This is a genomic window from Amycolatopsis lurida (assembly GCF_900105055.1).
In the GTDB taxonomy this organism is placed as follows: Bacteria; Actinomycetota; Actinomycetes; order Mycobacteriales; family Pseudonocardiaceae; genus Amycolatopsis; species Amycolatopsis lurida.
Genome location: NZ_FNTA01000004.1, coordinates 6,519,439 through 6,542,504, shown reverse-complemented (window position 1 = coordinate 6,542,504; position 23,066 = coordinate 6,519,439). Strand labels below are relative to the sequence as shown.

Below are 23,066 nucleotides of genomic sequence, written 5' to 3'. Positions count from 1 at the left end.
ATCGGGGGACGCGCCCGGCCGCTACCATCGGTTTCCGATACGCCGGGGGGTCGGCGGGCACGGGCCGAGGCAGGACGAGGCGGGAAGGGGCAGTGTGGACGTCGCCAGTCCCCCGCTGTCGACCGGACCGGACACAGCGGTGGTACGTCCGTCCAGGACAGTGCTGCGGCTTTCCCTGCACGCGTTTTGGGTGCTCGCGCTCGCCGTCACCACCGAGCTCCGGGTGGGGCGCTTCGGTTTCCACCCGTCGGACCAGGGATTCATCCTCGCCCAGGCATGGCGGGTACTGCACGGAGAGGTCCCGCATTCCGACATCATCTCCGCGCGGCCGCTGGGTTCGGCGTACCTGCACATCGTCGACTTCGCGCTGCCGGGGCCACTGTTCTTCGTCTCCAGCGTGCTCAGCATGCTGGAGATCATCCTGGCGACCATCGCGTTCGCCGTACTGGTCACCCGGCGCCGCGTCCGTGACTGGGGTCCGGGGCTCACCGGGCTGACGGCGGCCGCGTCACTGCTGAACCTCAACGCCTTCCCGCTGATGGCCTGGCACACGATCGACGGGATCTTCCTGACCGCCTGCGGTGCCTGGGCACTGGATTCGGGACTTCGCAACGGCAAGGCGTGGCCGCGGCGGCTCGGCCTGGCGCTGCTGGGCACCGCGGTGTTCGTCAAGCAGAGTTTCGCGCCGGTGCCGCTGATCGCGCTGTGCTGGCTGCTGCTGCACCCGTCGCTCAGGGAAGGCGCGTTCCGCACCGGCCACTGGTGGGCGCGGCGGGCCTGGGACCTGCTGGCGCTCGGCGCTTTCCTGGTGTTCTACATCGGAATCGTCACCCTCGACGGCGGGCTCGGCGCGATGGCCGAGCAGCTCACCGGTGGCCTGCCCGCGTACGGCCAGCGCCTTCTCGGGCTGTGGCTGGAAGATCCCGCGTCCCTGATGCGGCCACCGGTGCGGGGCTTGACCTTCTTCGCGATCGCCGGAGTGTTCCTTGCCCTGCTCGGGATCTTCCGCGACCGCACGGGTTTCGCCGGGGCGGTCCTCGCTCGGCTGTTGCTCCTGGCCGGCGTGGCGATCGTGGTGGGCACCGTCGTCGACGGGCACTTCACCGGCGCGTCGCGCTGGGCGGACGTCCTCTGGTGGATCCTCGGTGTCGCGCTCCTGGTGAACTGGGTCGCGACGCGGCGCTTCCCGAGAATGGGCGCTCTGGTCTTCGCGACCGGCTTCATGACCAGCCTGTCCTGGGGGAACGACACGCCGACGCTGTTCACCGGAACACTGGCGCTGACGGCGATCCTGCTGCTGTCGGACGCGCTGCCGCCCCTGCCGGAGCCGCCGCGCCGGGTCGGGCTGGCCGGTGCCACGGCGATGGGCCTGGTCGCGGTCCTGGCGTCGGGCTGGGCCGTGGTCGCGCACCACGACGAGGCGGCGTACCTCGACATGGCGCACGAGAAGCTGACCGGCGACCTCGGCGAGGTGACGCCGTCGATGCGCGGGATCCGGACCAACCCGGGCACCTTCACCTACATCTCCCAGATCCAGGACTGTGTCACGAGGTTCCCCGCGGGCCGCACGGCCGTCCTGCCGGACAACCCGTTCGCCTATCCCGCCTTCGGCCTGCGCAACCCGTTCCCGCTGGAATGGCCGCTGCCGTTGGAGATCGTCGCCGACGCTCCGGAACGCATGCTCTCCACGGCCGACGAACTCAACCGCGAAGGCGACTACCTGGTGCTGTTCCAGACCGTGAGCATGCCCGTGCTGGCCAAGGGCGGCCCGGTGCCCGCCGAGGTCGCCGGGGACGCGCCGATCTTCGACTACCTGGGGCTGGAGAACGCGTTGCGGTCGCGGCTCACCGGGCAGACCGTCACCTGCGGCAGCTTCATCGGCAAGTGGGCACCGCGCCCCTGACGGTCAGTCGATGCCGGCGTCCTCGGGGCGGCCGGAAGCGAGGCCGGCGAGGACGTCCAAAGCGGCCGCGAGGGTTTCGAGCGGGGGCGACGAGACGGCGAGGCGGACCGCGTTCGGCGCGTGGCCGGGGACGACGGCGAACGCGGCCGCCGGGGTGACCGCGATCCCGCGCCGCGCGGCCGCGGCGACGAAGGTCTCCGCGCGCCAGTGTTCGGGGAGTTCCCACCAGCAGTGGTACGCCTGCGGATCGGCACGCAGGGTGAACCCGGCCAGCCGCGCCGCCGTCACCCGCTGGCGTTCCGCGGCGTCGAGCCGTTTCGCCCGTTCGACGGTTTCCAGGGTCCCGCCGGTGATCCACCGGGTGGCGGCTTCGACGGCGAACCGGGGCGCGACCCAGCCGCCCGAGCGCACGGCCGCGGCCAGCCGTTCCTTCGATTCCGCCGGGACGGCGAGGAATCCGGTGGTCAGCCCCGGGGCGAGCCGTTTGGACATGCTGTCGGTGAACACCGTGCGTTCCGGCGCGTACGCCGCGAACGGGCGGACCTCGGGCCGGAGGAAGGTGTAGATACCGTCCTCGATCACCGGGATGTCCATCCGGCGCACCGTTTCGGCCAGCTCGACGCGCCGCGCTTCGTCCATTGTGGACCCGAGCGGGTTGTGCAGCGTCGGCTGGACGTACAGCGCGCGGACGGACGCGGCTTCGAGCGCCTCGGGAATGAGACCTCTGTCGTCGGTCTCGATGGGCACCAGCTGGACACCGAGCCGTCCGGCGAGCGCCTTGACCACGGGATAGGTGACGGCTTCGACGGCCAGGCGTTCCCCCATCGGCACGAAGGCGGCGATGGCGGCCGCGATGGCCTGACGGCCGCTTCCGGCGAAGAGGATTTCCGGCGTCCAGCCGTCCTTCGCGAGCAGCCCGGCGACGGCGTCACGCGCCTGCTTCGAGCCGGAGACGCTTCCCGGCCGCAGCGCCGCCGTCAGGACGTCGTCGCGCAGCAACGGCTCCAGCGCCTTCCCGACCAGCGCCGACTGTTCGGGGAGGACGGCGAAGTTGAGCTCGAGGTCGACCGTCGCGCCACCGGGTTCGGCGAGCGCGGTCTCCAGCGGCGGCCTTCCGGCGCGGACGAACGTGCCCCGGCCGACCTCGCCGACCACGACACCTCTCCGGACGAGTTCGCCGTAGACCCTGGCGGCGGTCGAGTTGGCGATCCCGCGTTCGCGGGCGAACCGCCGCTGCGGGGGCAGCCGGTCGCCAGGACGAAGCCTTCCCGCCTCGACGTCGGCGGAGATCTCGTCCGCGACTATCCGGTAGTCCTCCATACAGGTTCCTTCGATCGCACCGAGACCGCTCGTGGGATTGCACTGCGATAGTGCACTGCGGATGATGCCATCGACGAGCGTCGTGAGCCGACTGCGACCTACGGACCACCACAACGGCGGACTCCTAGGTTAGCCTAACCTGCGTGGAGACCGTGGAAACCCTCACCGCGCAGAGCACGACGTCCCGCCTGCACGCGGACGCGCTGACGCTCGCCTACGACGGCCGGACCGTGGCCGAAGACCTCGGGGTGGTCATCCCCGACCGGTCGTTCACCGTCATCGTCGGCCCGAACGCCTGCGGCAAGACGACGCTGCTGCGCGCGCTCGCGCGGATGCTCAAACCCCGCCAGGGTTCGGTGTTCCTCGACGGACAGGTGATCAGCTCCTTCCCCGCCAAGGAGGTCGCCCGGCGGCTCGGCCTGCTTCCGCAGAGCTCGATCGCGCCCGACGGCATCACCGTCGCGGACCTCGTCGCGCGCGGCCGGTACCCGCACCAGCGCCTGCTGCGCCAGTGGTCGCGCGAGGACGCCACCGTGGTCGCGGAGTCCATGCGCGCCACCGGGGTCGACGACCTGGCCGAGCGGCTGGTCGACGAACTGTCGGGCGGTCAGCGGCAGCGCGTGTGGATGGCGATGGCGCTCGCGCAGGAGACCGATCTCCTGTTGCTCGACGAGCCGACGACCTACCTGGACATCGCGCACCAGATGGACATCCTCGACCTGTGCGCGCAACTGCACCGGGAACAGGGCCGGACACTGGTCGCGGTGCTGCACGACCTCAACCACGCCGCCCGCTACGCGACGCACATGATCGCGATGCGCGGCGGAGAGGTCCTAGCGACGGGCTCGCCCGAAGAGGTGGTGACCGCGGCCAATGTCGAAAAGATCTTCGAGCTGCCCTGCCGGGTGATGCCGTGCCCCGAAACCGGGACGCCGCTGGTGATCCCGAAGGCCGGGCGCCGCGCCGCGTGATCATCTCGGAGTAGGTTGGCGGCGGAGGTGCCATGACACAGCAACTGTGGTCCGAAGTGGACGACTACTTGTCCGGGGTGCTCATCCCGTCCGATCTCGCCCTCGAAGGCGCGCGGCAGGCGTCGGACGAGGCCGGGCTGCCGTCGATCGCCGTCGCGCCGAATCAGGGCAAACTGCTCAACCTGATGGCGAGGATGATCGGCGCCCGTTCCATTCTGGAGATCGGCACACTCGGCGGGTACAGCACGATCTGGCTCGCCCGCGCCCTGCCGCCGCAGGGCAGGCTCGTCACCCTCGAATTCGACCCGAAGCACGCCGAGGTCGCGCGCGGCAACATCGAAGCGGCCGGGCTCGGCGGGCTGGTCGACGTCCGCGTCGGCAAGGCGCTCGACCTGCTGCCGTCGGTCGAGGGTCCGATCGATCTGGCGTTCATCGACGCCGACAAGGTCAACAACCCGGCCTACTTCGAGGCGTCGCTGAAACTCGTCCGGCCCGGCGGCGTGATCGTGGTCGACAACGTCGTCCGAGGTGGCGCGGTGACCGACGCGGCCAGCGAAGACCCGAACATCCAAGGGATCAGGCGGCTGCACGAGATGATCGCCGCCGAACCCCGCGTCGACGCGACGGCCATCCAGACGGTCGGCAGCAAGGGCTATGACGGGCTCACCGTCGTGCTCGTGAAGCCCTGACGGAACCGCTCGGCCGGCTGGGTCGTGAGTGGTAAGTGTCGTTAGAACGCGACTTACCACTCACGACCAGCTGGACCGATGCCTCACCGCGGCGCCGTCGTCGCGGGCCGCGGGCCGGAGCCCTCCGGCCACCGCACCGGCATCCCCTGATGCACACCGTTCATGAAGCGCTGCCACATCTCGGCCGGGATCGTCCGCCCGGTCAGTTTCTCCCCGGCGGCGTCCCGCAGCCGGCGCGGCTCGTCGGAGCCGACCCAGACCGCGGTCGCGAGCTGCGGCGTGTACCCGACCGCCCAGCCGCCGGCGTTGTCGTCCGTCTCGTTGTACTGGAAGTCGCCGGTCTTCAGCGCCGCCGGGCGGTCCTTCAGGCCGGTGGCCAGCACCTGGTTCATCGTGCCCGCGATCCGGCGGCTCAGCGCCTCGTCGCCCTTGAACGCGGGTGTCCGATCCGACGGCCGTTCCCACACGATTTCGCCGTTCTCGTCCCGGATCTTCGACACCAGATGCGGGGTCGCGCGCAGGCCGTCGGCGGCGAAGGTCGCGTAGGCGCCGGCCATGTCACTGGGGCGCAAGGGATACCGGCCGACCGCGATCCCCGGGCCGATCAGGAAACCGTCCTTCTCCCGCAACGTCACCGCGCCGTCGACGGTCTCGGGGATCCCGGCCGCACGGGCACCTTCGCGGACCGCTTCCGCGCCGAGTTTCTTCGCCAGGTCGACGAACGGGCCCCGGGCGCCCCGCCCCATCGCCTCGCGCAGCGTGCACTTCGCGGCTTCGCCGCAGTGGTCCTGGAACTCGAAGGTCTCGCCGAGGAAGTCGACCGCCGCGGGCGCCTTGAGCGGTTCGTCCACGCCGATGCCCCGTTCGAGGCCGGCGGCGAGGATGAACGGCTGGAAGGCGGAGCCGGTGCCGTACGGGGTGCCGGCGTAGTCGTGCACGCTCCAGCCACCGCCGTTGTAGGCGCGGATGGCGCCGGTCCCGGGTTCGACGGCGACCAGCGACGCCCGGAAGTGCTCCGGCTGTCCCCGCAACCGCTCCTTGACCGTCTTCTCGGCTTCGGCCTGCGCTCGCGGATCGATGGTCGTCTCGACCTTCATCGCGCCGCCGCGGAGCCGGTCGAGCGGGTAGCCGACCTGTTCCAGTTCCGCGAGGACCCGCTGTTTGATGTGGTACTGCTCGTAGGTCACGCGACCGGCCCGGGTCTCCGACGGCGCCTGGATCGCGTCCTCCGGATAAGTCATGGCGACCGCCTCGGCCTGATTGACGTAGCCGCGCGAGACGAGCTTGTTCACCACGTACGACCAGCGTTTCATCGCGTGCTCGTGGCTGGAGGCGTACGGGTCGTGCACCGACGGCGACTGGATCATGCCCGCGAGGAACGCCGCCTCGCTCCAGGTCATCGAGTCGTCGAGCTTGCGGCCGAAGTAGGCGTTCATCGCCGACGCCGGGCCGTAGGTGCCGCGGCCGAACGAGATGATGTTGACGTAGCTCGCGAAGATCTCCTTCTTGGTCTGCTGCTGGGTGATCTTCGTGGCGAGCACCAGCTCGGAGAACTTGCGCGTGAGGGTGGCGTCCTCGTTGCCGGTGGATTTCTTGATGTACTGCTGCGTGATCCCCGAACCGCCGCCGACGCCGGTCACCAGCGCGCGGCCGAGCCCGGTGAGGTCGAAGCCCTCGTTGTCCCAGAAGGTCGGGTCCTCGGTCGCGACGATCGCGTCGCGCAGTTTCGCGGGGACGGCGTCGTACGGCACGAACAACCGGTCGCCGCCGGGCGGGACCACCTTGAGCAGTTCGGAACCGTCGGCGTTCTGCAGGACGACGGTCTTGTCGAGGTCGGCGAGGACCTCTTGCGGGCTGCGGACGTCGAGCAGGACGTACGCGAGCCCGAACGCGACGACGGGGATGCCGATCAGCAGGCCGAGCGTCCAAGCGGCGATCTTGCGCCACCTGCGCTTCTTCCCTTTCGGTTCGGGTACGGCCGTGGTCTCCGACTCGGGTGCGACGGCCTCATCCGGGTTCTCCACGCCAGGTTAGACGCCCGAACGAGTGAAAAGGTTGTGGGAAAATCACCGAATCGAGTCGCGGCCCCTCCGCAATTCGGCACCTGGTTGCGGTGGTTCGTATCGCGGACTACCGCAACCAGGTGCCGAATTGCGGAAGAGGCAGTCAGGCGAGAAAGGCGCGGAGCAGTGAAGCCGTCCCTTCGACGTGCTCCGCCATCGCTCTGCGGGCCGCCTCGGCGTCTCCGGCGAGGATCGCGTCGACGATGGCCTCATGCTGGGCGTTGGAGTGCTCCAGGTTCGGTTCGAGCAGCGGGATCATGTCGAGCAGCTGGTTGACCCGCATCCGCGCGTCGGCCATCGCCGTGGTCAGTGAGCCGGACGCGGTGACCTCGGCGATCGCCAGGTGCAGCCGCGAATCCTTGCGCCGGTAGTCGCCGACGTCGGCCGCGGCCGCCTCGGCGAGCGTGCTGGTCAGATGCTGCCGGTCGGCCGGGCTGAGCGAACGGGACGCCGCCATCTCGGCGGCGCCGGTCTCCAGGACGTGCCGCAGGCCGAGTGCGTCCTCCAGGGCGGCGTTGTCGACCTTCCGCCCTTCGGCGGCGGGCGGGTCGGGCAGGACGTCGTTGACGAACGTGCCGCCGTACCGCCCGCGCCGCGACTCGACGTAACCCGCGTCGGACAGCGCGCGGATGGCCTCGCGCAGCGTCACCCGGCTGACCCCGAGCCGCTCGGCGAGCTCACGCTCCGAGGGCAGCCGCTCGCCCGCGCCCACCACACCCAGCTTGATCGTCTGGAGCAGCCTTTCGACGGTCTCCTCGAAGGCGTTGCCCGCGCGCACCGGGCGGAACAGCGCGTCACCCGCGTTCGCGACCGTGCTCGACTCCACCCTTCGAGTTTAGGCCGCCCGCAATTCGGCACCGGGTTGCGGTACTTGCGTACGCATCTATCGCAACCAGGTGACGAATTGCGGGACGGGTCAGCACTCGATGACGTTCACGGCGAGGCCGCCGCGCGCGGTTTCCTTGTACTTCACACTCATGTCGGCGCCGGTCTCGCGCATCGTCTTGATCGCCTTGTCCAGCGTCACGACGTGCGAACCGTCGCCGCGCATCGCCATCCGCGCGGCGTGGATCGCCTTCGACGCGCCGACGGCGTTGCGCTCGATGCACGGGATCTGCACGAGCCCGCCGACCGGGTCGCAGGTCAGCCCCAGGTGGTGTTCGACACCGATCTCGGCGGCGTTCTCCACCTGAGCGGGCGAGCCACCGAGGACCTCCGTGAGCCCGGCGGCGGCCATGGCGCTGGCCGAACCGACCTCACCCTGACAGCCGACCTCGGCACCAGAGATCGAGCCCGTCTGCTTGAGGATCGAGCCGATCGCGCCCGCGGTGAGCATGAACGTCACGATGCCGTCGTCCGACGAGCCCCGGATGAACCGCTGGTAGTAGTGCAGAACGGCCGGGATGATCCCCGCGGCGCCGTTGGTCGGCGCGGTCACGACACGACCGCCCGCGGCGTTCTCCTCGTTGACCGCCAGCGCGTACAGGCTCACCCAGTCCATCGCGTACAGCGGGTCGCCGACGCCGTCCTCGGCGAGCAGCTTTTCGTGCAACGCCTTCGCACGGCGCGGCACCTTCAGCCCGCCCGGCAGGACGCCCTCGTGCTCGCACCCGTTGCGCACGCATTCCGCCATGACCTGCCAGATCTCCAGCAGGCCCTCGCGGACTTCCTCACGCGTGCGCCACGAAAGCTCGTTGCGCAGCATGATCTCGCTGATCGGCAGCCCGGTGTCCTCGCAGTGCTTCAGCAGATCCGCGCCGGTACGGAACGGGAACTCCAGCCGAGTCGAGTCCTCGACGACGACAGTGTCGGTCTCGTAGGACTCGTCCCGCACGAACCCGCCGCCGACGGAGTAGTAGGTCCGCTCGCGCAGCACCTTCCCGTCGGCGTCGAACGCGCGGAAGATCATGCCGTTCGGATGCGCCGGCAACGACTTCCGCCGGTGCATGGTGAGGTCGGTGTCCTCGGTGAACACGATCTCGTGCTCACCACGCACCTTCAACCGGCAGGATTCGCGGATCTCCGCGATCTTGCCCGGCACGGTGTCGGTGTCGATCTCCTCCGGACGCTCCCCCGACAGCCCGAGCAGCACGGCCTTGTCGCTGCCGTGCCCGAACCCGGTCGCGCCCAGCGAACCGAAAAGCTCGCTCTGGACCCGCGTCGTGGCCGTCAGGTCGCCGTCGGCGGCCAGACCGTCCACAAAGGTCAGCGCGGCGCGCATCGGGCCCACCGTATGGGAGCTGGAGGGGCCGATGCCGATCGAAAACAGGTCGAAGACGCTGATCGCCATTGATCTGCCCTCCTTCCTATCTGGCCAGCAGTGAGCTGGCTTCTTGGGCCGCGGGCCCTTCGGCGGCTAGATGGGCCAAGTTCTCCGACAGCGCTTCGCCGCGGTGAGCCTTCGTCTGCGCGAACAGACGCCCGGCCCGATAAGACGAGCGTACGAGCGGCCCGGCCATCACACCAGCGAAGCCCATCGCTTCGGCGGCCTTCGAATGCTCGACGAACTCCTCCGGTTTGACCCACCGGTCCACCGGATGATGCCTCGGCGACGGCCGCAGGTACTGGGTGATGGTGAGGATCTCGCAGCCCGCGTCGACCAGGTCCTTCATCGCCGGAGCCACCTCCTCCGGCGTCTCGCCCATTCCCAGGATCAGGTTCGACTTCGTCACCAGACCGGCCTCACGAGCCTTCGTGATGACCTCCAGCGACCGCGCGTACCGGAAACCCGGCCGGATCCGCTTGAAAATCCGCGGCACCGTCTCCACGTTGTGCGCCAGCACCTCAGGCCGCGACCCGAACACCTCGGCCAGCTGGTCCGGATCCGCGTTGAAGTCCGGGATCAGCAGCTCGACACCGGTTCCCGGGTTCAGCGCGTGGATCTGGCGCACGGTCTCCGCGTACAACCACGCGCCGCCGTCTTCCAGGTCGTCACGCGCGACACCGGTCACCGTCGAGTAGCGCAAGCCCATGGCCTGCACCGACTCCGCCACCTTGCGCGGCTCGGTGCGATCCAGCGCCGCCGGCTTGCCGGTGTCGATCTGGCAGAAGTCACAGCGCCGCGTGCATTGGTCACCACCGATCAGGAACGTCGCCTCGCGGTCTTCCCAGCACTCGTAGATGTTGGGACAACCGGCCTCCTCACACACGGTGTGGAGGCCTTCACGCTTGACCAGTCCCTTGAGCTCGGTGAACTCCGGACCCATCCGCGCGCGGGTCTTGATCCACGGCGGCTTCTTCTCGATCGGGGTCTGCGCGTTGCGGACCTCGAGCCGGAGAAGTTTGCGCCCCTCGGGGAGCGCGCTCATCGGTTGAGGTCCGCGTACAGCGGGTGCTTCTTGGCCAGGAGTTCGACCCGGGCGGACAGCGACTGGCGCAGGGCCTCGTCGAAGTCCGGACGCAGCGCCTCGGCGATGACGTCGGCCACCTCGGCGAAGTCCTCGGCGCCGAAGCCGCGGGTCGCCAGCGCCGGGGTGCCGATCCGCAGGCCGGAGGTGACCATCGGCGGCCGCGGGTCGAACGGGACGGCGTTGCGGTTGACCGTGATACCGACCGAGTGCAGCCGGTCCTCGGCCTGTTGACCGTCCAAAGTGGAGTTGACCAGATCGACGAGCACCAGATGCACGTCGGTCCCGCCGGTCAGCACGCGGACACCGGCTTCGGTGCAGTCGGTGCGCGAAAGGCGGTCGGCCAGGATCTTCGCGCCTTCGAGCACGCGCTGCTGACGCTCGCGGAACTCCTCGCTCGCGGCGATCTTGAGCGCGACGGCCTTGGCGGCGATGACGTGCTCCAGCGGACCGCCCTGCTGGCCGGGGAACACCGCCGAGTTGATCTTCTTGGCGAGTTCCTGACGGCACAGGATGATGCCGCCGCGCGGGCCACCGAGGGTCTTGTGCGTGGTCGTGGTGACGATGTCCGCGTACGGCACCGGGCTCGGGTGCAGGCCCGCGGCGACGAGACCGGCGAAGTGCGCCATGTCGACCATGACCTTCGCGCCGACCTCGTCGGCGATGCGGCGGAACTCGGCGAAGTCGAGCTGACGCGGGTACGCCGACCACCCGGCGATGATCAGCTTCGGCTTGTGCTCCTTGGCGAGGCGCTCGATCTCCTCGACGTCGACGATCCCCGTCTCCTTGTCGACGTGATAGGCGACGACGTTGTACAGCTTGCCGGAGAAGTTGATCTTCATCCCGTGGGTCAGGTGCCCGCCGTGGGCGAGGTCGAGACCGAGGATGGTGTCGCCGGGGTTGAGCACCGCGACCATGGCGGCGGCGTTGGCCTGCGCGCCCGAATGCGGCTGGACGTTGGCGTGCTCGGCGCCGAACAGGGCCTTCGCGCGGTCGATCGCCAGCTGCTCGATGACGTCGACGTGCTCGCAACCGCCGTAGTAGCGGCGGCCGGGGTAGCCCTCGGCGTACTTGTTGGTCAGCACCGAACCCTGCGCCTCGAGCACGCCCACCGGGGCGAAGTTCTCCGAGGCGATCATCTCCAGGGTCGACTGCTGCCGGTCGAGTTCGGCGGCGACGGCCGCGGCGACCTCAGGGTCCACATCGGACAGGGCAGCGTTGAACATGTCAGTTCTCCTGGGTCAAGACGGCGTACGCCTGGGCGTCGAGCAGGGCGGGCACGTCGCCGGACAGACGCACCTTCAGGAGCCATCCTTCGGCGTACGGGTCCGAGTTGATGAGCTCGGGGGTGTCCGTTGTGGCCTCGTTCACCTCGACGACCTCGCCGTCCACCGGTGCGTAGAGCTCGCTGACCGATTTGGTCGACTCGACCTCGCCGAACACCTCGCCCGCGGTGACGGTGTCGCCGACCGAGGGAAGCTGGACGAACACGATGTCACCGAGCGACTCGGCGGCGAAGGCGGTGATGCCCACGGTGGCGACGCCGTCGTCGACGCTCAGCCACTCGTGTTCCTTCGTGTACTTCAGGTCCTGGGGGATGCTCATGATGGTTCAGTGGCCTTTCAGGCGCGGGAGTAGAAGGGCAGGGCGACGACCTCGACGGGCTCGATACGGCCCCGGATGTCGACGGAAAGCTCGGTGCCGGGCTCGGAGTGCTCCCGGTCCACATAGGCCATGGCGATCGGGTAACCCAGCGTCGGCGAAAGGGCACCACTGGTGACCTCGCCGATCTCGGTCTCGCCCGCCAGGACGGTGTAGCCATGGCGCGGGGCGCGGCGGCCGGAGCCCTTGAGCCCGACACGCACGCGGGGAACGTCCTTCTTGGACAGCTCTTCGAGCGCGGCCTTGCCGACGAAGTCGCCCGGCTTCTCGAACTTGACCACCCGGCCGAGACCGGCTTCGAACGGGCTCAGCTGAAGGCTGAGTTCGTTGCCGTACAACGGCATTCCCGCTTCGAGACGGAGGGTGTCGCGGCAGGCGAGGCCGGCCGGGAGCAGGCCGTGCGGCTCGCCCGCGTCGGTCAGGATGCGCCAGACGGCGGGAGCCTCACCGGCCGGGACGTACAGCTCGAAACCGTCCTCGCCGGTGTAGCCGGTGCGGGCGAGCAGGACGTCGTGCCCCTTCACGACGGCCGGAACGCTCGCGTAGTACTTGAGCGCACCCAGGTCGGCGTCGGTGACGGCGCCGAGGATCTCGACGGCCTTCGGGCCCTGGACGGCGATCAGCGCGACGTCCTCGGACTTGTTCTCGACGACCGCGTCGAACCCGGAGACCCGCTCGGCCAGCGCCGCCGCGACCACGTCGGCGTTGCCCGCGTTGGCCACGACCAGGAACTTCTCGTCGGCGAGGCGGTAGACGACCAGGTCGTCCAGCACGCCGCCGTTCTCGTCGCAGATCATCGTGTAGCGCGCCCGGCCCGGCTTGACGCCCGACAGGTTGCCGACCAGCGCGAAGTCGAGGGTGTCGGCGGCCTGCGGGCCGGTCACCTCGATCTCGGCCATGTGGGAGAGGTCGAACAGGCCCGCGGCCTCGCGGACCGCCTTGTGCTCCGCCAGCTCGCTGGAATAGCGGATCGGCATCGACCAGCCCGCGAAATCGGTGAACAGCGCACCCAGTCCTTTGTGGACTCCGTGCAGGGACGTCTCTTTCGACATCAAGTGCCTCAGTTCTCGTAGGCGTTGAGCGGCGGGCAGGAGCAGACGAGGTTACGGTCCCCGCGCGCTCCGTCGATGCGGCGCACCGGAGGCCAGTACTTGGCCTTGCGATTCACTCCGGCGGGGTACACCGCCAGTTCGCGGTCGTACGGCAGGTCCCACTCGCCGACGAGGGTCTCGGCGGTGTGCGGGGCGTTGCGCAGCGGGCTGTTGTCCGCGGCCCACTTGCCCTGCGCGACGGCGTCGATCTCCGCGCGGATGGCGATCATCGCGGCGATGAAGCGGTCGATCTCGCCGAGGTCCTCGGATTCGGTCGGCTCGACCATCAGCGTGCCCGCGACCGGGAACGACATGGTCGGGGCGTGGAAACCGTAGTCGATCAGGCGCTTCGCGACGTCGTCGACGCTGACGCCGGTCTCCTTGGTGAGCCCGCGCAGGTCGAGGATGCACTCGTGCGCGACCAGGCCGTCCTGGCCGGTGTAGAGCACCGGATAGTGCTGGTTGAGCCGCTTGGCCACGTAGTTCGCCGCGAGAACGGCGACCTGCGTCGCGGCGGTGAGCCCGCCCGCGCCCATCATGCGGACGTACGCCCAGGAGATCGGCAGGATCGATGCCGAGCCGTACGGTGCGGCGCTGATCGGGCCGACACCGGTTTCGGGACCGGCCTTCTCCAGCATCGGGTGGTTCGGCAGGTACGGCGCGAGGTGCGCGCGGACCGCGACCGGGCCGACGCCGGGGCCACCGCCACCGTGCGGGATGCAGAAGGTCTTGTGCAGGTTCAGGTGCGAGACGTCGCCGCCGAACTCACCCGGCTTGGCGAGCCCCAGCAGGGCGTTGAGGTTCGCGCCGTCCACGTAGACCTGGCCGCCCGCGTCGTGGACGATCTTGGCCAGCTCGTCGATGCCGTGCTCGTACACGCCGTGCGTGGACGGGTACGTGACCATGATCGCGGACAGCGTGTCGCGGTGGGCCTCGACCTTGGCGCGCAGGTCGTCGAGGTCGACGTTGCCCTCGGCGGTGCACTTCACCACGACGACGCGCATCCCGGCCATGACCGCGGAGGCGGCGTTCGTGCCGTGGGCGGACGACGGGATCAGGCAGACCTCGCGCTCCTTCTGCCCGTTCGCGTGGTGGTACGCGCGGATCGCGAGTAGGCCGGCGAGCTCTCCCTGGCTGCCCGCGTTCGGCTGCAGCGACACCTTGTCGTAGCCGGTGACCTCGGCCAGCCAGCCGGACAGCTGCTCGACCAGCGTGTGGTAGCCCTCGGCCTGGTCGGCGGGGGCGAACGGGTGGATCCCCGCGAACTCCCGCCAGCTGATCGGCTCCATCTCGGTGGTGGCGTTGAGCTTCATCGTGCAGGAGCCGAGCGGGATCATGCCGCGGTCGAGCGCGTAGTCGAGGTCGGACAGGCTGCGCAGGTAGCGCAGCATCGCGGTCTCGGAGCGGTGCGAGTGGAAGACCTCATGAGTCAGGTAGTCGCTCTCGCGGCCGAGGCCGGCGGGCAGCGCGCTGGCATCGGCGGCGGGGGTGTCGATACCGAACGCGTTGAGCACCTTGGCGATGATCGCGGGCGTGGTGACCTCGTCGACGGCGACGCGGACGTGGTCGGCGTCGACCGGGCCGAGGTTGATCCCGTTCTCGCGCGCGACCGCGACGACCGCTTCGGCCTGCCCGGGCATGCGGGCGAGGACGGTGTCGAAGAAGCCCTCGTGGACGACCTCGACACCCGCCGCGCGGAGGGCGTCCGCCAGGCCCGCGGCGAGTCCGTGGACGCGGGTCGCGATGCGCTTGAGACCGTCCGGACCGTGGTAGACCGCGTACATCGCGGCGAGTACGGCGGGCAGCACCTGCGCGGTGCAGATGTTGGAGGTCGCCTTCTCACGGCGGATGTGCTGCTCACGCGTCTGCAGGGCGAGGCGGTACGCGGGGTTGCCGTCGGCGTCGACCGAGACTCCGACCAGGCGGCCCGGCAGCGACCGCTCGAGCCCGGCGCGGACGGCCATGTACCCGGCGTGCGGGCCGCCGTAACCGAGCGGGACGCCGAAGCGCTGGGTGGAACCGGCGGCGATGTCGGCGCCGAACTCACCCGGCGCGGTGATGAGGGTGAGGGCGAGCAGGTCGGCGGCGACGGTGTACAGCGCGCCGGCGGCCTTCGCGGTCTCGGAGATGGCGGAGTAGAAGCCCGCGCCGCGCAGCACACCGGAAGCGCCCGGGTACTGGACGACGACGCCGAAGAACTCCTCCGGCAGGCCGGTGAGCAGGTCACGGACCTCGACCTCGACGCCCATCGCCTCGGCGCGGGTGCGGACGACGGCGATGGTCTGCGGCAGGCACTCGGCGTCGAGGACGACCTTGTTCGACTTCGCCTTGGACGCGCGGCGCATCAGCATGACGGCCTCGGCGACCGCGGTGGACTCGTCGAGCAGGGAGGCGTTCGCGGTGGCGAGCCCGGCCAGCTCGGAGACCATGGTCTGGAAGTTGAGGAGGGCTTCGAGACGGCCCTGCGAGATCTCCGGCTGATACGGCGTGTACGCCGTGTACCAGGCCGGGTTCTCCAGCACGTTGCGGCGGATGACCGCCGGGGTGACCGTGTCGTGGAAGCCGAGGCCGATCATCTGGGTCATCGGCTTGTTGAGCGCGGCGAGCGCGCGAAGCTCGGCGATGGCGTCCTCTTCGGACGCGGCGGGGGGAAGTTCGAGGTCGCGGGTGACCCGGATCGCGGACGGCACGGCGGCCTGCACCAGGGCATCGAGACTGCCGTAGCCGACCTCGGCGAGCATCTTGGCCTGCTCGGACTCCGAGGGGCCGATGTGCCGGTCGTCGAAGGACGTACTGGTCAAGGGAGCTCCTTGGGTCAGGCGCCGGATAGACCGGTGCGCTGGGAACTCCCCCTCTGTCATGGCACCTGAGAGTTTCACCACCGTTGAGGGTGGCTTTCACCTTGGGTGAGACGCACTTGCGCGCCTGCTTTCCAGAGTGGCCTCGCGTGAAGCGGTAGTGGGTACCTGAGAGATTCCGGGGAGTTTGCTCCTTCGGTGCCCCACCACGTTCGTGGGGGCTCTCCCGCTCCAGCTCGACGGCCCTGTCTGAAGTTGTGCGCACACCGTACCTGGCCTGTTCGACGCGCGTCTACTTCCAGCCGAGCACGTCACTAGCGTGCTCGGAGCCGTAACTCGTGAGTTACGCCTTCAAGCACGCGAGTGACGGCTCTGATCACGCGAGTTACGCGTTCTCCATCATCACCTGGGAGGCGAGACCGCACATCTTCGCGCACATGCGCATCATCATGTTCGCGCAGATCAGCGGACCGCCACCCCAGCCACCGGGACGGGCGCCGGGGCGAAAGGGCCCTTCACCCATGGGACGCGGGGAAAGCGTCCTTCGGCTCCCGGACCGAGCGCGACGGCCCGCCCGAGTACATGAAGGCCCCCTTCCTGTACCTAGGCGCAAGGAAGGGGGCCTTCATGTACTTCAGAGCAGATCAGAGCGGGGTGACGTAGGCGCCCGAGATCCCGCCGTCCACCAGGAACTGCGAAGCCGTGATGAACGAGGCGTCGTCGCTCGCCAGGAACGCGACGGCCGCCGCGATCTCCTCCGGCTCCGCGAACCGCCCGACCGGCACGTGCACCAGCCGCCGCGCCGCCCGCTCGGGGTCCTTCGCGAACAGTTCCTTCAGCAGCGGCGTGTTCACCGGACCCGGGCACAGCGCGTTCACCCGGATGTTCTCCCGCGCGAACTGCACGCCCAGTTCCCGGCTCATCGCCAGCACTCCGCCCTTGGACGCGGTGTAGGAGATCTGCGACGTCGCCGCGCCCATCACCGCGACGAACGACGCCGTGTTGACGATCGAGCCCTTGCCCTGCCGTTGCATATGCGGCAGCGCGGCCTTGCAGCACAGGTACACCGAGGTCAGGTTGACCTTTTGCACCTTCTCCCACGCGTCGATGCCCGTCGTGAGGATCGAGTCGTCCTCGGGCGGGGAGATGCCCGCGTTGTTGAACGCGACGTCGACCGAGCCGAAGGTGTCCACAGTGGTCTGGAACAGGGCCTCGACCTGCTCGGCGTCGGTGACGTCGGCCTGCACGAACAGCCCGCCGACCTCGTCGGCCGCGGCCTTGCCCGCCTCGGCGGAGATGTCACCGATGACGACCTTCGCGCCCTCGCTCGCCAGCCGCCGCGCGGTGGCGAGACCGATGCCGCTGCTGCCGCCGGTGATGACCGCGACCCGGCCCTCGAAACGCTGAACCATTGCTATTCCTCCGTGCTGATGAAGACGTTTTTGGTCTCGGTGAAAGCGTCGACGGCGTCAGGGCCGAGTTCCCGGCCCAGTCCCGACTGCTTGAATCCGCCGAACGGCGTCCAGTACCGGACGGACGAATGCGAGTTGACCGACAGGTTCCCGGCCTCGACGCCGCGCGCGACGCGGAAGGCGCGGCCGACGTCGCGGGTCCAGATCGAGCCGGACAGGCCGTACTCGGTCTGGTTGGCCATGGTCACCGCGTCCGCCTCGCCGTCGAACGGGACCACGGCGACGACCGGACCGAAGATCTCGTCCGACGCCAGCGGATGCCGCAGGTCGGACGGGGTGACGACGGTCGGCGCGAACCAGTATCCGGGGCCGACGGGCGCGTTGCCGCGGAAGGCGACCGGCGCGGAATCGTCCACATAGGACGAGACCTTCGCGTGGTGCCCCGCCGAGATCAGCGGGCCCATCTCGGTCACTTCCAGCCGCGGATCCCCCACGACGACGCCGTTCACCGCGGGTTCCAGCAGTTCCATGAACTTCTCGTACACGCTCGACTGCACCAGGATCAGCGACCGCGCGCAGCAGTCCTGCCCGGCGTTGTCGAACACGCCGTACGGCGCGGTGGCCGCGGCCTTCTCCAGGTCGGCGTCGGCGAAGACGATGTTCGCGTTCTTGCCGCCGAGCTCCAGAGTCACCCGCTTCACCTGCGCGGCGCAGCCCGCCATGATCCGCTTGCCGACCTCGGTGGAGCCGGTGAACACCACCTTCCGCACCGCCGGGTGGTCCACGAAGCGCTGCCCCACCACGGAGCCCTTGCCGGGAAGCACCTGGAAGACGTCTTCGGGGATCCCCGCCTCACGGGCGAGTTCGCCGAGGCGGATCGCGGTCAGCGGCGTGAGCTCGGCGGGTTTGAGCACGACGGTGTTCCCGGCGGCGAGCGCGGGCGCGAACCCCCAGCCCGCGATGGGCATCGGGAAGTTCCACGGCACGATCACCCCGACCACGCCGAGCGGCTCGTGGAACGTCATGTTCACGCCACCGGGCACCGGGATCTGGTTGCCGCTCAGCCGTTCGGGCGAAGCCGAGTAGTACGTCAGCACGTCGCGGACGTTGCCCGCCTCCCAGCGCGCGTTGCCGATCGTGTGGCCGGCGTTGGCGACCTCCAGCCGGGCGAGGTTCTCGATGTCGGCGTCGACGGCGTCGGCGAACCGGCGCAGCAGCCGCGCCCGGTCGCCGGGGGCCACCGCGCGCCAGGCGGGGAACGCCGCGTGCGCGCGGGCGATCGCCGCGTCGGTCTCCTCGGCCGAGGTCAGTTCGACCGACCTCACCACCTCTTCGGTGGCGGGGTTGATCACCTCGAACGTGGTCATGCGCGCTCCTTAGCTGCTTCTACGAGTGCCTCGAAAAGCCTGATGTCGTCGGGATTCTGTTCGGGATGCCACTGGACGCCGAGGACGAACCCGTCGCCGGGCAGTTCGGCCGCCTCGATGGTCCCGTCGGCGGCCCAGCCGACCGGGACCAGCCCATCACCGAGCCTGTCGATCGCCTGATGGTGGTAGCACGGCACCTTGGTCTCGGCGCCGAGGATCGACGCGACGCGGCTGCCCTCGGCCAGCGTCACCGTAGTGGTGCCGAAGACCCCCGGCGCGGGCTGGTGATCCCCACTGTTCAAAGTGTCCGGCAGGTGCTGCGCGAGCGTGCCACCCAGCGCGACGCTGAGCACCTGCAGCCCGCGGCACACGCCCAGCACCGGTTTTCCACTGTCCAAAGCGGACCGCAACAGGCCGAACTCGAAGGCGTCCCGGTTCGGCCTCGTGTACGTCGTCGCGTGCTGCCCCTGGCCGTAGCGTGCCGGGTCGACGTCGGCGCCGCCGACCAGCACGAGAGCGTCCACGGCCGACATCAGCCGATCGTGGGCCCCGCTCACCGGCGGCAGCAGGACCGGGACGCCGCCCGCCGCGACGACCCCGTCGACGTAGACCCGGTGCAGCAGCGCGGCTTCGGTCTCCCAGACGAGGAACTTCGCGGGCTCCAGATAGGAGGTGAGCCCGATCAGGGGCTCAGAGCCGTTCGAAGCCACGGATCCTCTCCCAGTCGGTGACGGCGGCGTCGTACGCGGTCAGTTCGACCTTCGCCGCGTTCAGGTAATGATCGACGACCTCGTCCCCGAAGGCGGACCTCGCGAGCTCGCTCCCGTCCAGCAGCGCCGCGGCTTCCCGCAGGGTCGCCGGCACGGTCGGCTTGCCGGAACCGTAGGCGTTGCCCTGGAACTCCGGCTCCAGCTCCAGTTCGTTCTCGATGCCGTGCAACCCGGCCGCGATCAGCGCGGCCACCGCCAGGTACGGGTTCACGTCGCCGCCGGGGACCCGGTTCTCGGTGCGCAGCGAGTCTCCGTGCCCGACGACGCGGAGCGCGCAGGTGCGGTTGTCGGTGCCCCACGCGACGGCCGTCGGCGCGAAGCTGCCGGGGACGAACCGCTTGTAGGAGTTGATGTTCGGCGCGAAGAAGTAGGTCAGCTCACGCAGCCCGGCGAGCTGACCGGCGAGGAAGTGCTCCATCAGCGGCGAGAACCCGCCGGGGCCGTCACCCGCCAGGACGGGTTCGCCCTCGGCGGAGCGCAGGCTGATGTGGATGTGGCACGAGTTGCCCTCGCGTTCGTTGTACTTCGCCATGAACGTGAGGCTCTTGCCCTCCTGCGCGGCGATCTCCTTGGAGCCGGTCTTGTAGACGCTGTGGTTGTCGCAGGTGGTCAGCGCGTCGGCGTAGCGGAACGCGATCTCATGCTGGCCGGGGTTGCACTCGCCCTTGGCGGACTCGACGTACAGGCCCGCACCGCCCATGTCGTTGCGGATACGGCGCAGCAGCGGCTCGATCCGCGCGGTGCCGAGCATCGAGTAGTCGACGTTGTACTGATTGGCCGGGCGCAGGTCCTGGTACCGCTTGTCCCATGCCGACTCGAAGGTGTCGTCGAAGACGATGAACTCCAGTTCGGTCCCGACGTACGCGGCGAGACCGCGTGCGGCGAGCCGGTCGAGCTGACCGCGCAGGATCTGGCGGGGCGACGGGGCCACGGCGCCGCCTTCCACCCGTTCGAGGTCGGCGAGAACGAGTGCGGTGCCCTCCTGCCACGGGAGCAGGCGCAGCGTGCCGAAGTCCGGGCGCATGACGAAGTCGCCGTAGCCGGTTTCCCAGGACGACATCGCGTAGCCGTCGACGGTGTTCATGTCCACGTCGACCGCGAGCAGGTAGTTGCACGCTTCGGTGGCGTGCTCGACGACCTCGTTGAGGAAGTATTCGGCGGCGCAGCGTTTGCCCTGCAGCCTGCCCTGCATGTCGGTGATCGCCACCAGCACCGTGTCGACGGTGCCGTCCTCGACCAGTTCCCGGAGCCGATCCAGCGTGAGCATGCCGCGCCTGTTCGCCATCAGCCTCACCTAAAGGTTCGATGCGGTACCTTTGCGGCTTCTTCCTACCGGGTCGACCGAGCGCGGTCAACTCGGCTAATGGTCTGCTTGGTTACCCATTGCTCACCGTAGTTGATCCCTGGGCGGATTGTCTGCGATGCCCGGCTGAGAAGATGCTGTGAATCCCGCCGCACCGGGAGGAGATCCGCGCATCCGGGACGTTGTACGGATCAAGAGAGGTGAGAAGGAATGACACAGGCATTCACGCAGCAGACCACGTTCACCGAGCCCCAGGGGCGGGCTCAGCTCCCGACGATGCCCAGTGGGTGGCCGATCGGCTCGTACGAGTCGTACTCCGAAGCGCAGCGTGCCGTCGACCACCTCGCGGGAACGGATTTCCCGATCACGGACGTCACCATCGTCGGGGTCGAGCCGGTCCTGGTCGAGCGGATCGCCGGACGGATGGGCTGGAGCAAGGTGCTGACCAGCTCGGCGCTGTCGGGCGCGATGTTCGGTATGTTCCTCGGCCTCGTGCTGAGCCTGCTGAACCCGGGCGCCGGACTGGTGCCGATCCTCGTCGGCCTCGTTGGCGGTATCGGGTTCAACCTGCTGTTCGGCGCGCTGGGGTACGCGGCTTCGAAGAACAAGCGCGGGTTCATCTCGCAGAGCCAGCTGGTCGCCCGGCGTTACGACGTCCTGGCCCAGCCGCGCAACGCCGAGAAGGGCCGCGCCCTGCTGGCCGACCTGGCCGCCAGGAGCGCGTTCAACCACTGAGCTTCATCCCACGCGAGCCGGCACCTCAGCACGAGGTGCCGGCTCGCGGTTTTACGGGGTCAGGCGGTGCAGGTCGCGGGGGAAGAGCGTCGCCTGACGCACGTTGGGCAGCCCGAGCAACCGGGCCGTCCAGCGTTCGAGACCGAGCGCGAAACCGCCGTGCGGCGGCATCCCGTGCGCGAAGGCCGCAAGGTAGTCCCGGTACGGCTCAGCGGGCTCACCGCGCTCCGCCAGCGCGGCGATGTAGTCCGTGTGCCGGTGCAGTCGCTGTCCCCCGGTCACCAGTTCCAGCCCACGGAAGAGCAGGTCGAAACTGTTGGAGTACGCGGGACGCTCCGGGTCCGGATGCGTGTAGAACGGCCGCTTCACCATCGGATAGCCGGTGACGAACAGGAACTCCGATCCGTGTTCGCGCAGCGCCCACTCCGAAAGCAGCCGTTCGTGCGCGGGCGCGAGGTCGGGTTCGCCACGCGGGTCCTCTTCCGAGAGCCGTGCGATCAGCCCCTGGGCTTCCGCGAAGTGGATCTCCGGAATCTCCTCGGGAACCCCGACTTCCGCCTGCGGAACCGCGGCGGCCATCCCGGCGATGGCCTCCCGCAGCACCGCCATGACGTCGTGGTGGCCGTCGATGAAACCCAGTTCGGCGTCGAGGCTGGTGTACTGCGCCAGATGCCGCGCGGTGTCGTGCGGTTCGGCGCGGAAGACCGGGCCGACCTCGTACACCCGCTCGAAAACCCCGACCAATGCTTGTTTGGAGAACTGCGGGGATTGCGCGAGGAAGGCCCGCCTGCCGAAGTAGTCGATGCCGAAGACGTTCGCACCGGATTCCGTGGCGGACGAAACGATCTTGGGCGTATGGATCTCCGTGAACCCGAGCCCGTCCAGGACCGACCTGAAGCCGGCGACGCTCGCCGCCGCGACCTCGAAGACCTCTTTCAGCCGCGGATGCCGTAGTGCGACGGCGGCGTTGTCCAGCACCGTGGGCAACGCCGCCGGAACCGACGGCCGGTAGAGGTCGAACGGCGGTGGTTCGGCGGGCTCGGAAAGCAGCCCGACGGACGGCTCCGTGAGTTCGAGCCCGCCCGGCGCCTGCGGATTGGCGGTGACGAGGCCCTCGACCTCGACGACGGTTTCTTCGGGTGGGCCACCAGGTTCGGCGAGGACCACCTGGGCGAGTCCCGAACGGTCCCGGATCACCAGGAAGGTGACGGTTTTCAGGCGGCGCCGGCGATGCACCCAGCCGGCGATGCGGACACGGCCGCCGACGTGCCGGGGCAGGTCGGCGGCGAGGACACGCGAGATCATCACAACTCCTGTACGGATGTGCGCGACCCCTTGGGAGTGCGGGCGAGAAGGGAACTCGCGGTACCACCGCACTTTCGCCGCCGCCAGGGAACGGCGGCCTCGATGGCCCGTGACGAGGGCCGGACGGCGGGGCATGGGGCGCGGACGCCGTTCCTCCCCGCACTCGGGAGGGTCTTCACCGAAGGGCGCGAGGCCGCCTTCCCAGCTACCGGCGGCTCTCTGGGCTCGCGTGATCCTTGGCTACTCGTCTCCGTCAACGCGTTGCCCCGGAGGGTACGTCCCCTCGGGGCGACCCCGCATCCGCATTTCGTCCTCTGCATGCGGTGGTTC

General features: G+C 69.3%; 19 protein-coding genes and 1 riboswitch. Of the genes, 4 read left to right on the top strand and 15 right to left on the bottom strand.

The window, feature by feature from the left end:
- The first annotated feature begins 94 nt into the window (after positions 1-94).
- Entirely contained in the window at positions 95-1,903 is a 1,809-nt protein-coding gene (locus tag BLW75_RS36020) for a hypothetical protein (protein ID WP_034323409.1), read from the top strand.
- Between the two features lie 3 nt (positions 1,904-1,906).
- Here BLW75_RS36020 and BLW75_RS36015 read toward each other — a convergent pair whose 3' ends face one another.
- Positions 1,907-3,223, bottom strand: coding sequence for an aminotransferase-like domain-containing protein (locus tag BLW75_RS36015; protein ID WP_034323411.1), 1,317 nt, complete (start codon positions 3,221-3,223; stop codon positions 1,907-1,909).
- Positions 3,224-3,366: 143 nt separating this feature from the next.
- Between BLW75_RS36015 and BLW75_RS36010 the strand changes: the two genes are divergently transcribed.
- Both BLW75_RS36010 and BLW75_RS36005 read left to right on the top strand, forming a co-directional pair.
- On the top strand, positions 3,367-4,194 hold the full coding sequence (locus BLW75_RS36010; protein ID WP_034323413.1) for an ABC transporter ATP-binding protein: 828 nt from the start codon (positions 3,367-3,369) through the stop codon (positions 4,192-4,194).
- Between the two features lie 32 nt (positions 4,195-4,226).
- A complete protein-coding gene (locus tag BLW75_RS36005) occupies positions 4,227-4,883 on the top strand; it encodes an O-methyltransferase (protein WP_034323416.1) in 657 nt (218 codons plus the stop codon).
- 83 nt (positions 4,884-4,966) lie between these two features.
- Here BLW75_RS36005 and BLW75_RS36000 read toward each other — a convergent pair whose 3' ends face one another.
- From BLW75_RS36000 to BLW75_RS35945, 13 genes are all read right to left on the bottom strand, one after another.
- The gene (locus BLW75_RS36000) at positions 4,967-6,907 is read right to left on the bottom strand and encodes a transglycosylase domain-containing protein (protein ID WP_034323420.1); all 1,941 of its coding nucleotides are present in this window, start codon (positions 6,905-6,907) and stop codon (positions 4,967-4,969) included.
- A 142-nt stretch (positions 6,908-7,049) separates the two neighbouring features.
- Positions 7,050-7,772 carry a FadR/GntR family transcriptional regulator gene (locus BLW75_RS35995; protein ID WP_034323422.1) on the bottom strand — a complete coding sequence of 241 codons (723 nt, stop codon included), beginning with the start codon at positions 7,770-7,772 and terminating at the stop codon, positions 7,050-7,052.
- Between the two features lie 90 nt (positions 7,773-7,862).
- Positions 7,863-9,236: an L-serine ammonia-lyase gene (locus tag BLW75_RS35990; protein ID WP_034323423.1), complete on the bottom strand. Its 1,374-nt coding sequence runs from the start codon at positions 9,234-9,236 to the stop codon at positions 7,863-7,865.
- A gap of 16 nt (positions 9,237-9,252) precedes the next feature.
- Positions 9,253-10,254: a lipoyl synthase gene (gene lipA, locus BLW75_RS35985; protein ID WP_034323424.1), complete on the bottom strand. Its 1,002-nt coding sequence runs from the start codon at positions 10,252-10,254 to the stop codon at positions 9,253-9,255.
- Positions 10,251-11,519 (bottom strand): serine hydroxymethyltransferase, encoded by a 1,269-nt coding sequence (glyA, locus tag BLW75_RS35980; protein ID WP_034323427.1) that lies wholly within the window; start codon positions 11,517-11,519, stop codon positions 10,251-10,253. Before glyA ends, lipA begins: the two co-directional genes overlap by 4 nt.
- 1 nt (position 11,520) lies before the next feature.
- The gene (gcvH, locus tag BLW75_RS35975; protein WP_034323430.1) at positions 11,521-11,898 is read right to left on the bottom strand and encodes a glycine cleavage system protein GcvH; all 378 of its coding nucleotides are present in this window, start codon (positions 11,896-11,898) and stop codon (positions 11,521-11,523) included.
- A gap of 17 nt (positions 11,899-11,915) precedes the next feature.
- Entirely contained in the window at positions 11,916-13,007 is a 1,092-nt protein-coding gene (gene gcvT / locus BLW75_RS35970) for a glycine cleavage system aminomethyltransferase GcvT (protein ID WP_034323432.1), read from the bottom strand.
- 8 nt (positions 13,008-13,015) lie between these two features.
- On the bottom strand, positions 13,016-15,847 hold the full coding sequence (gcvP, locus tag BLW75_RS35965; RefSeq protein ID WP_034323434.1) for an aminomethyl-transferring glycine dehydrogenase: 2,832 nt from the start codon (positions 15,845-15,847) through the stop codon (positions 13,016-13,018).
- Positions 15,848-15,989: 142 nt separating this feature from the next.
- A riboswitch (glycine riboswitch) is annotated at positions 15,990-16,083 on the bottom strand.
- A gap of 146 nt (positions 16,084-16,229) precedes the next feature.
- Positions 16,230-16,367: a hypothetical protein gene (locus tag BLW75_RS43040; RefSeq protein WP_158005443.1), complete on the bottom strand. Its 138-nt coding sequence runs from the start codon at positions 16,365-16,367 to the stop codon at positions 16,230-16,232.
- Positions 16,368-16,488: 121 nt separating this feature from the next.
- Positions 16,489-17,256: a 3-oxoacyl-ACP reductase gene (locus BLW75_RS35960; protein ID WP_034323437.1), complete on the bottom strand. Its 768-nt coding sequence runs from the start codon at positions 17,254-17,256 to the stop codon at positions 16,489-16,491.
- A 2-nt stretch (positions 17,257-17,258) separates the two neighbouring features.
- A complete protein-coding gene (locus tag BLW75_RS35955) occupies positions 17,259-18,623 on the bottom strand; it encodes an aldehyde dehydrogenase family protein (RefSeq protein WP_034323439.1) in 1,365 nt (454 codons plus the stop codon).
- The gene (locus BLW75_RS35950) at positions 18,620-19,333 is read right to left on the bottom strand and encodes a gamma-glutamyl-gamma-aminobutyrate hydrolase family protein (RefSeq protein WP_034323442.1); all 714 of its coding nucleotides are present in this window, start codon (positions 19,331-19,333) and stop codon (positions 18,620-18,622) included. The genes BLW75_RS35955 and BLW75_RS35950 overlap by 4 nt, the downstream gene beginning before the upstream one ends.
- Positions 19,314-20,678 carry a glutamine synthetase family protein gene (locus BLW75_RS35945; RefSeq protein ID WP_198935857.1) on the bottom strand — a complete coding sequence of 455 codons (1,365 nt, stop codon included), beginning with the start codon at positions 20,676-20,678 and terminating at the stop codon, positions 19,314-19,316. Before BLW75_RS35945 ends, BLW75_RS35950 begins: the two co-directional genes overlap by 20 nt.
- A 228-nt stretch (positions 20,679-20,906) precedes the next feature.
- On the opposite strand from BLW75_RS35945, the gene BLW75_RS35940 reads away from it, so the two are divergent.
- Complete coding sequence (locus BLW75_RS35940; protein ID WP_034323444.1) at positions 20,907-21,431, top strand: YflT domain-containing protein; 525 nt, start codon at positions 20,907-20,909, stop codon at positions 21,429-21,431.
- A gap of 51 nt (positions 21,432-21,482) precedes the next feature.
- On the opposite strand, the gene aspS is transcribed toward BLW75_RS35940, so the two are convergent.
- Positions 21,483-22,736, bottom strand: coding sequence for an aspartate--tRNA(Asn) ligase (gene aspS / locus BLW75_RS35935; protein ID WP_034323447.1), 1,254 nt, complete (start codon positions 22,734-22,736; stop codon positions 21,483-21,485).
- Positions 22,737-23,066 lie beyond the last annotated feature (330 nt).

Bases quoted from the DNA above. Each gene is read 5' to 3' on its own strand.
- BLW75_RS35960 (WP_034323437.1), bottom strand. From the start codon at position 17,256: ATGGTTCAGCGTTTCGAGGGCCGGGTCGCGGTCATCACCGGCGGCAGC.
- lipA (WP_034323424.1), bottom strand. From the start codon at position 10,254: ATGAGCGCGCTCCCCGAGGGGCGCAAACTTCTCCGGCTCGAGGTCCGC.
- BLW75_RS36015 (WP_034323411.1), bottom strand. From the start codon at position 3,223: ATGGAGGACTACCGGATAGTCGCGGACGAGATCTCCGCCGACGTCGAG.
- gcvT (WP_034323432.1), bottom strand. From the start codon at position 13,007: ATGTCGAAAGAGACGTCCCTGCACGGAGTCCACAAAGGACTGGGTGCG.
- glyA (WP_034323427.1), bottom strand. From the start codon at position 11,519: ATGTTCAACGCTGCCCTGTCCGATGTGGACCCTGAGGTCGCCGCGGCC.
- BLW75_RS43040 (WP_158005443.1), bottom strand. From the start codon at position 16,367: ATGGGTGAAGGGCCCTTTCGCCCCGGCGCCCGTCCCGGTGGCTGGGGT.
- aspS (WP_034323447.1), bottom strand. From the start codon at position 22,736: ATGATCTCGCGTGTCCTCGCCGCCGACCTGCCCCGGCACGTCGGCGGC.
- BLW75_RS35955 (WP_034323439.1), bottom strand. From the start codon at position 18,623: ATGACCACGTTCGAGGTGATCAACCCCGCCACCGAAGAGGTGGTGAGG.
- BLW75_RS35940 (WP_034323444.1), top strand. From the start codon at position 20,907: ATGACACAGGCATTCACGCAGCAGACCACGTTCACCGAGCCCCAGGGG.
- BLW75_RS36005 (WP_034323416.1), top strand. From the start codon at position 4,227: ATGACACAGCAACTGTGGTCCGAAGTGGACGACTACTTGTCCGGGGTG.
- BLW75_RS35990 (WP_034323423.1), bottom strand. From the start codon at position 9,236: ATGGCGATCAGCGTCTTCGACCTGTTTTCGATCGGCATCGGCCCCTCC.
- BLW75_RS35945 (WP_198935857.1), bottom strand. From the start codon at position 20,678: ATGGCGAACAGGCGCGGCATGCTCACGCTGGATCGGCTCCGGGAACTG.
- gcvH (WP_034323430.1), bottom strand. From the start codon at position 11,898: ATGAGCATCCCCCAGGACCTGAAGTACACGAAGGAACACGAGTGGCTG.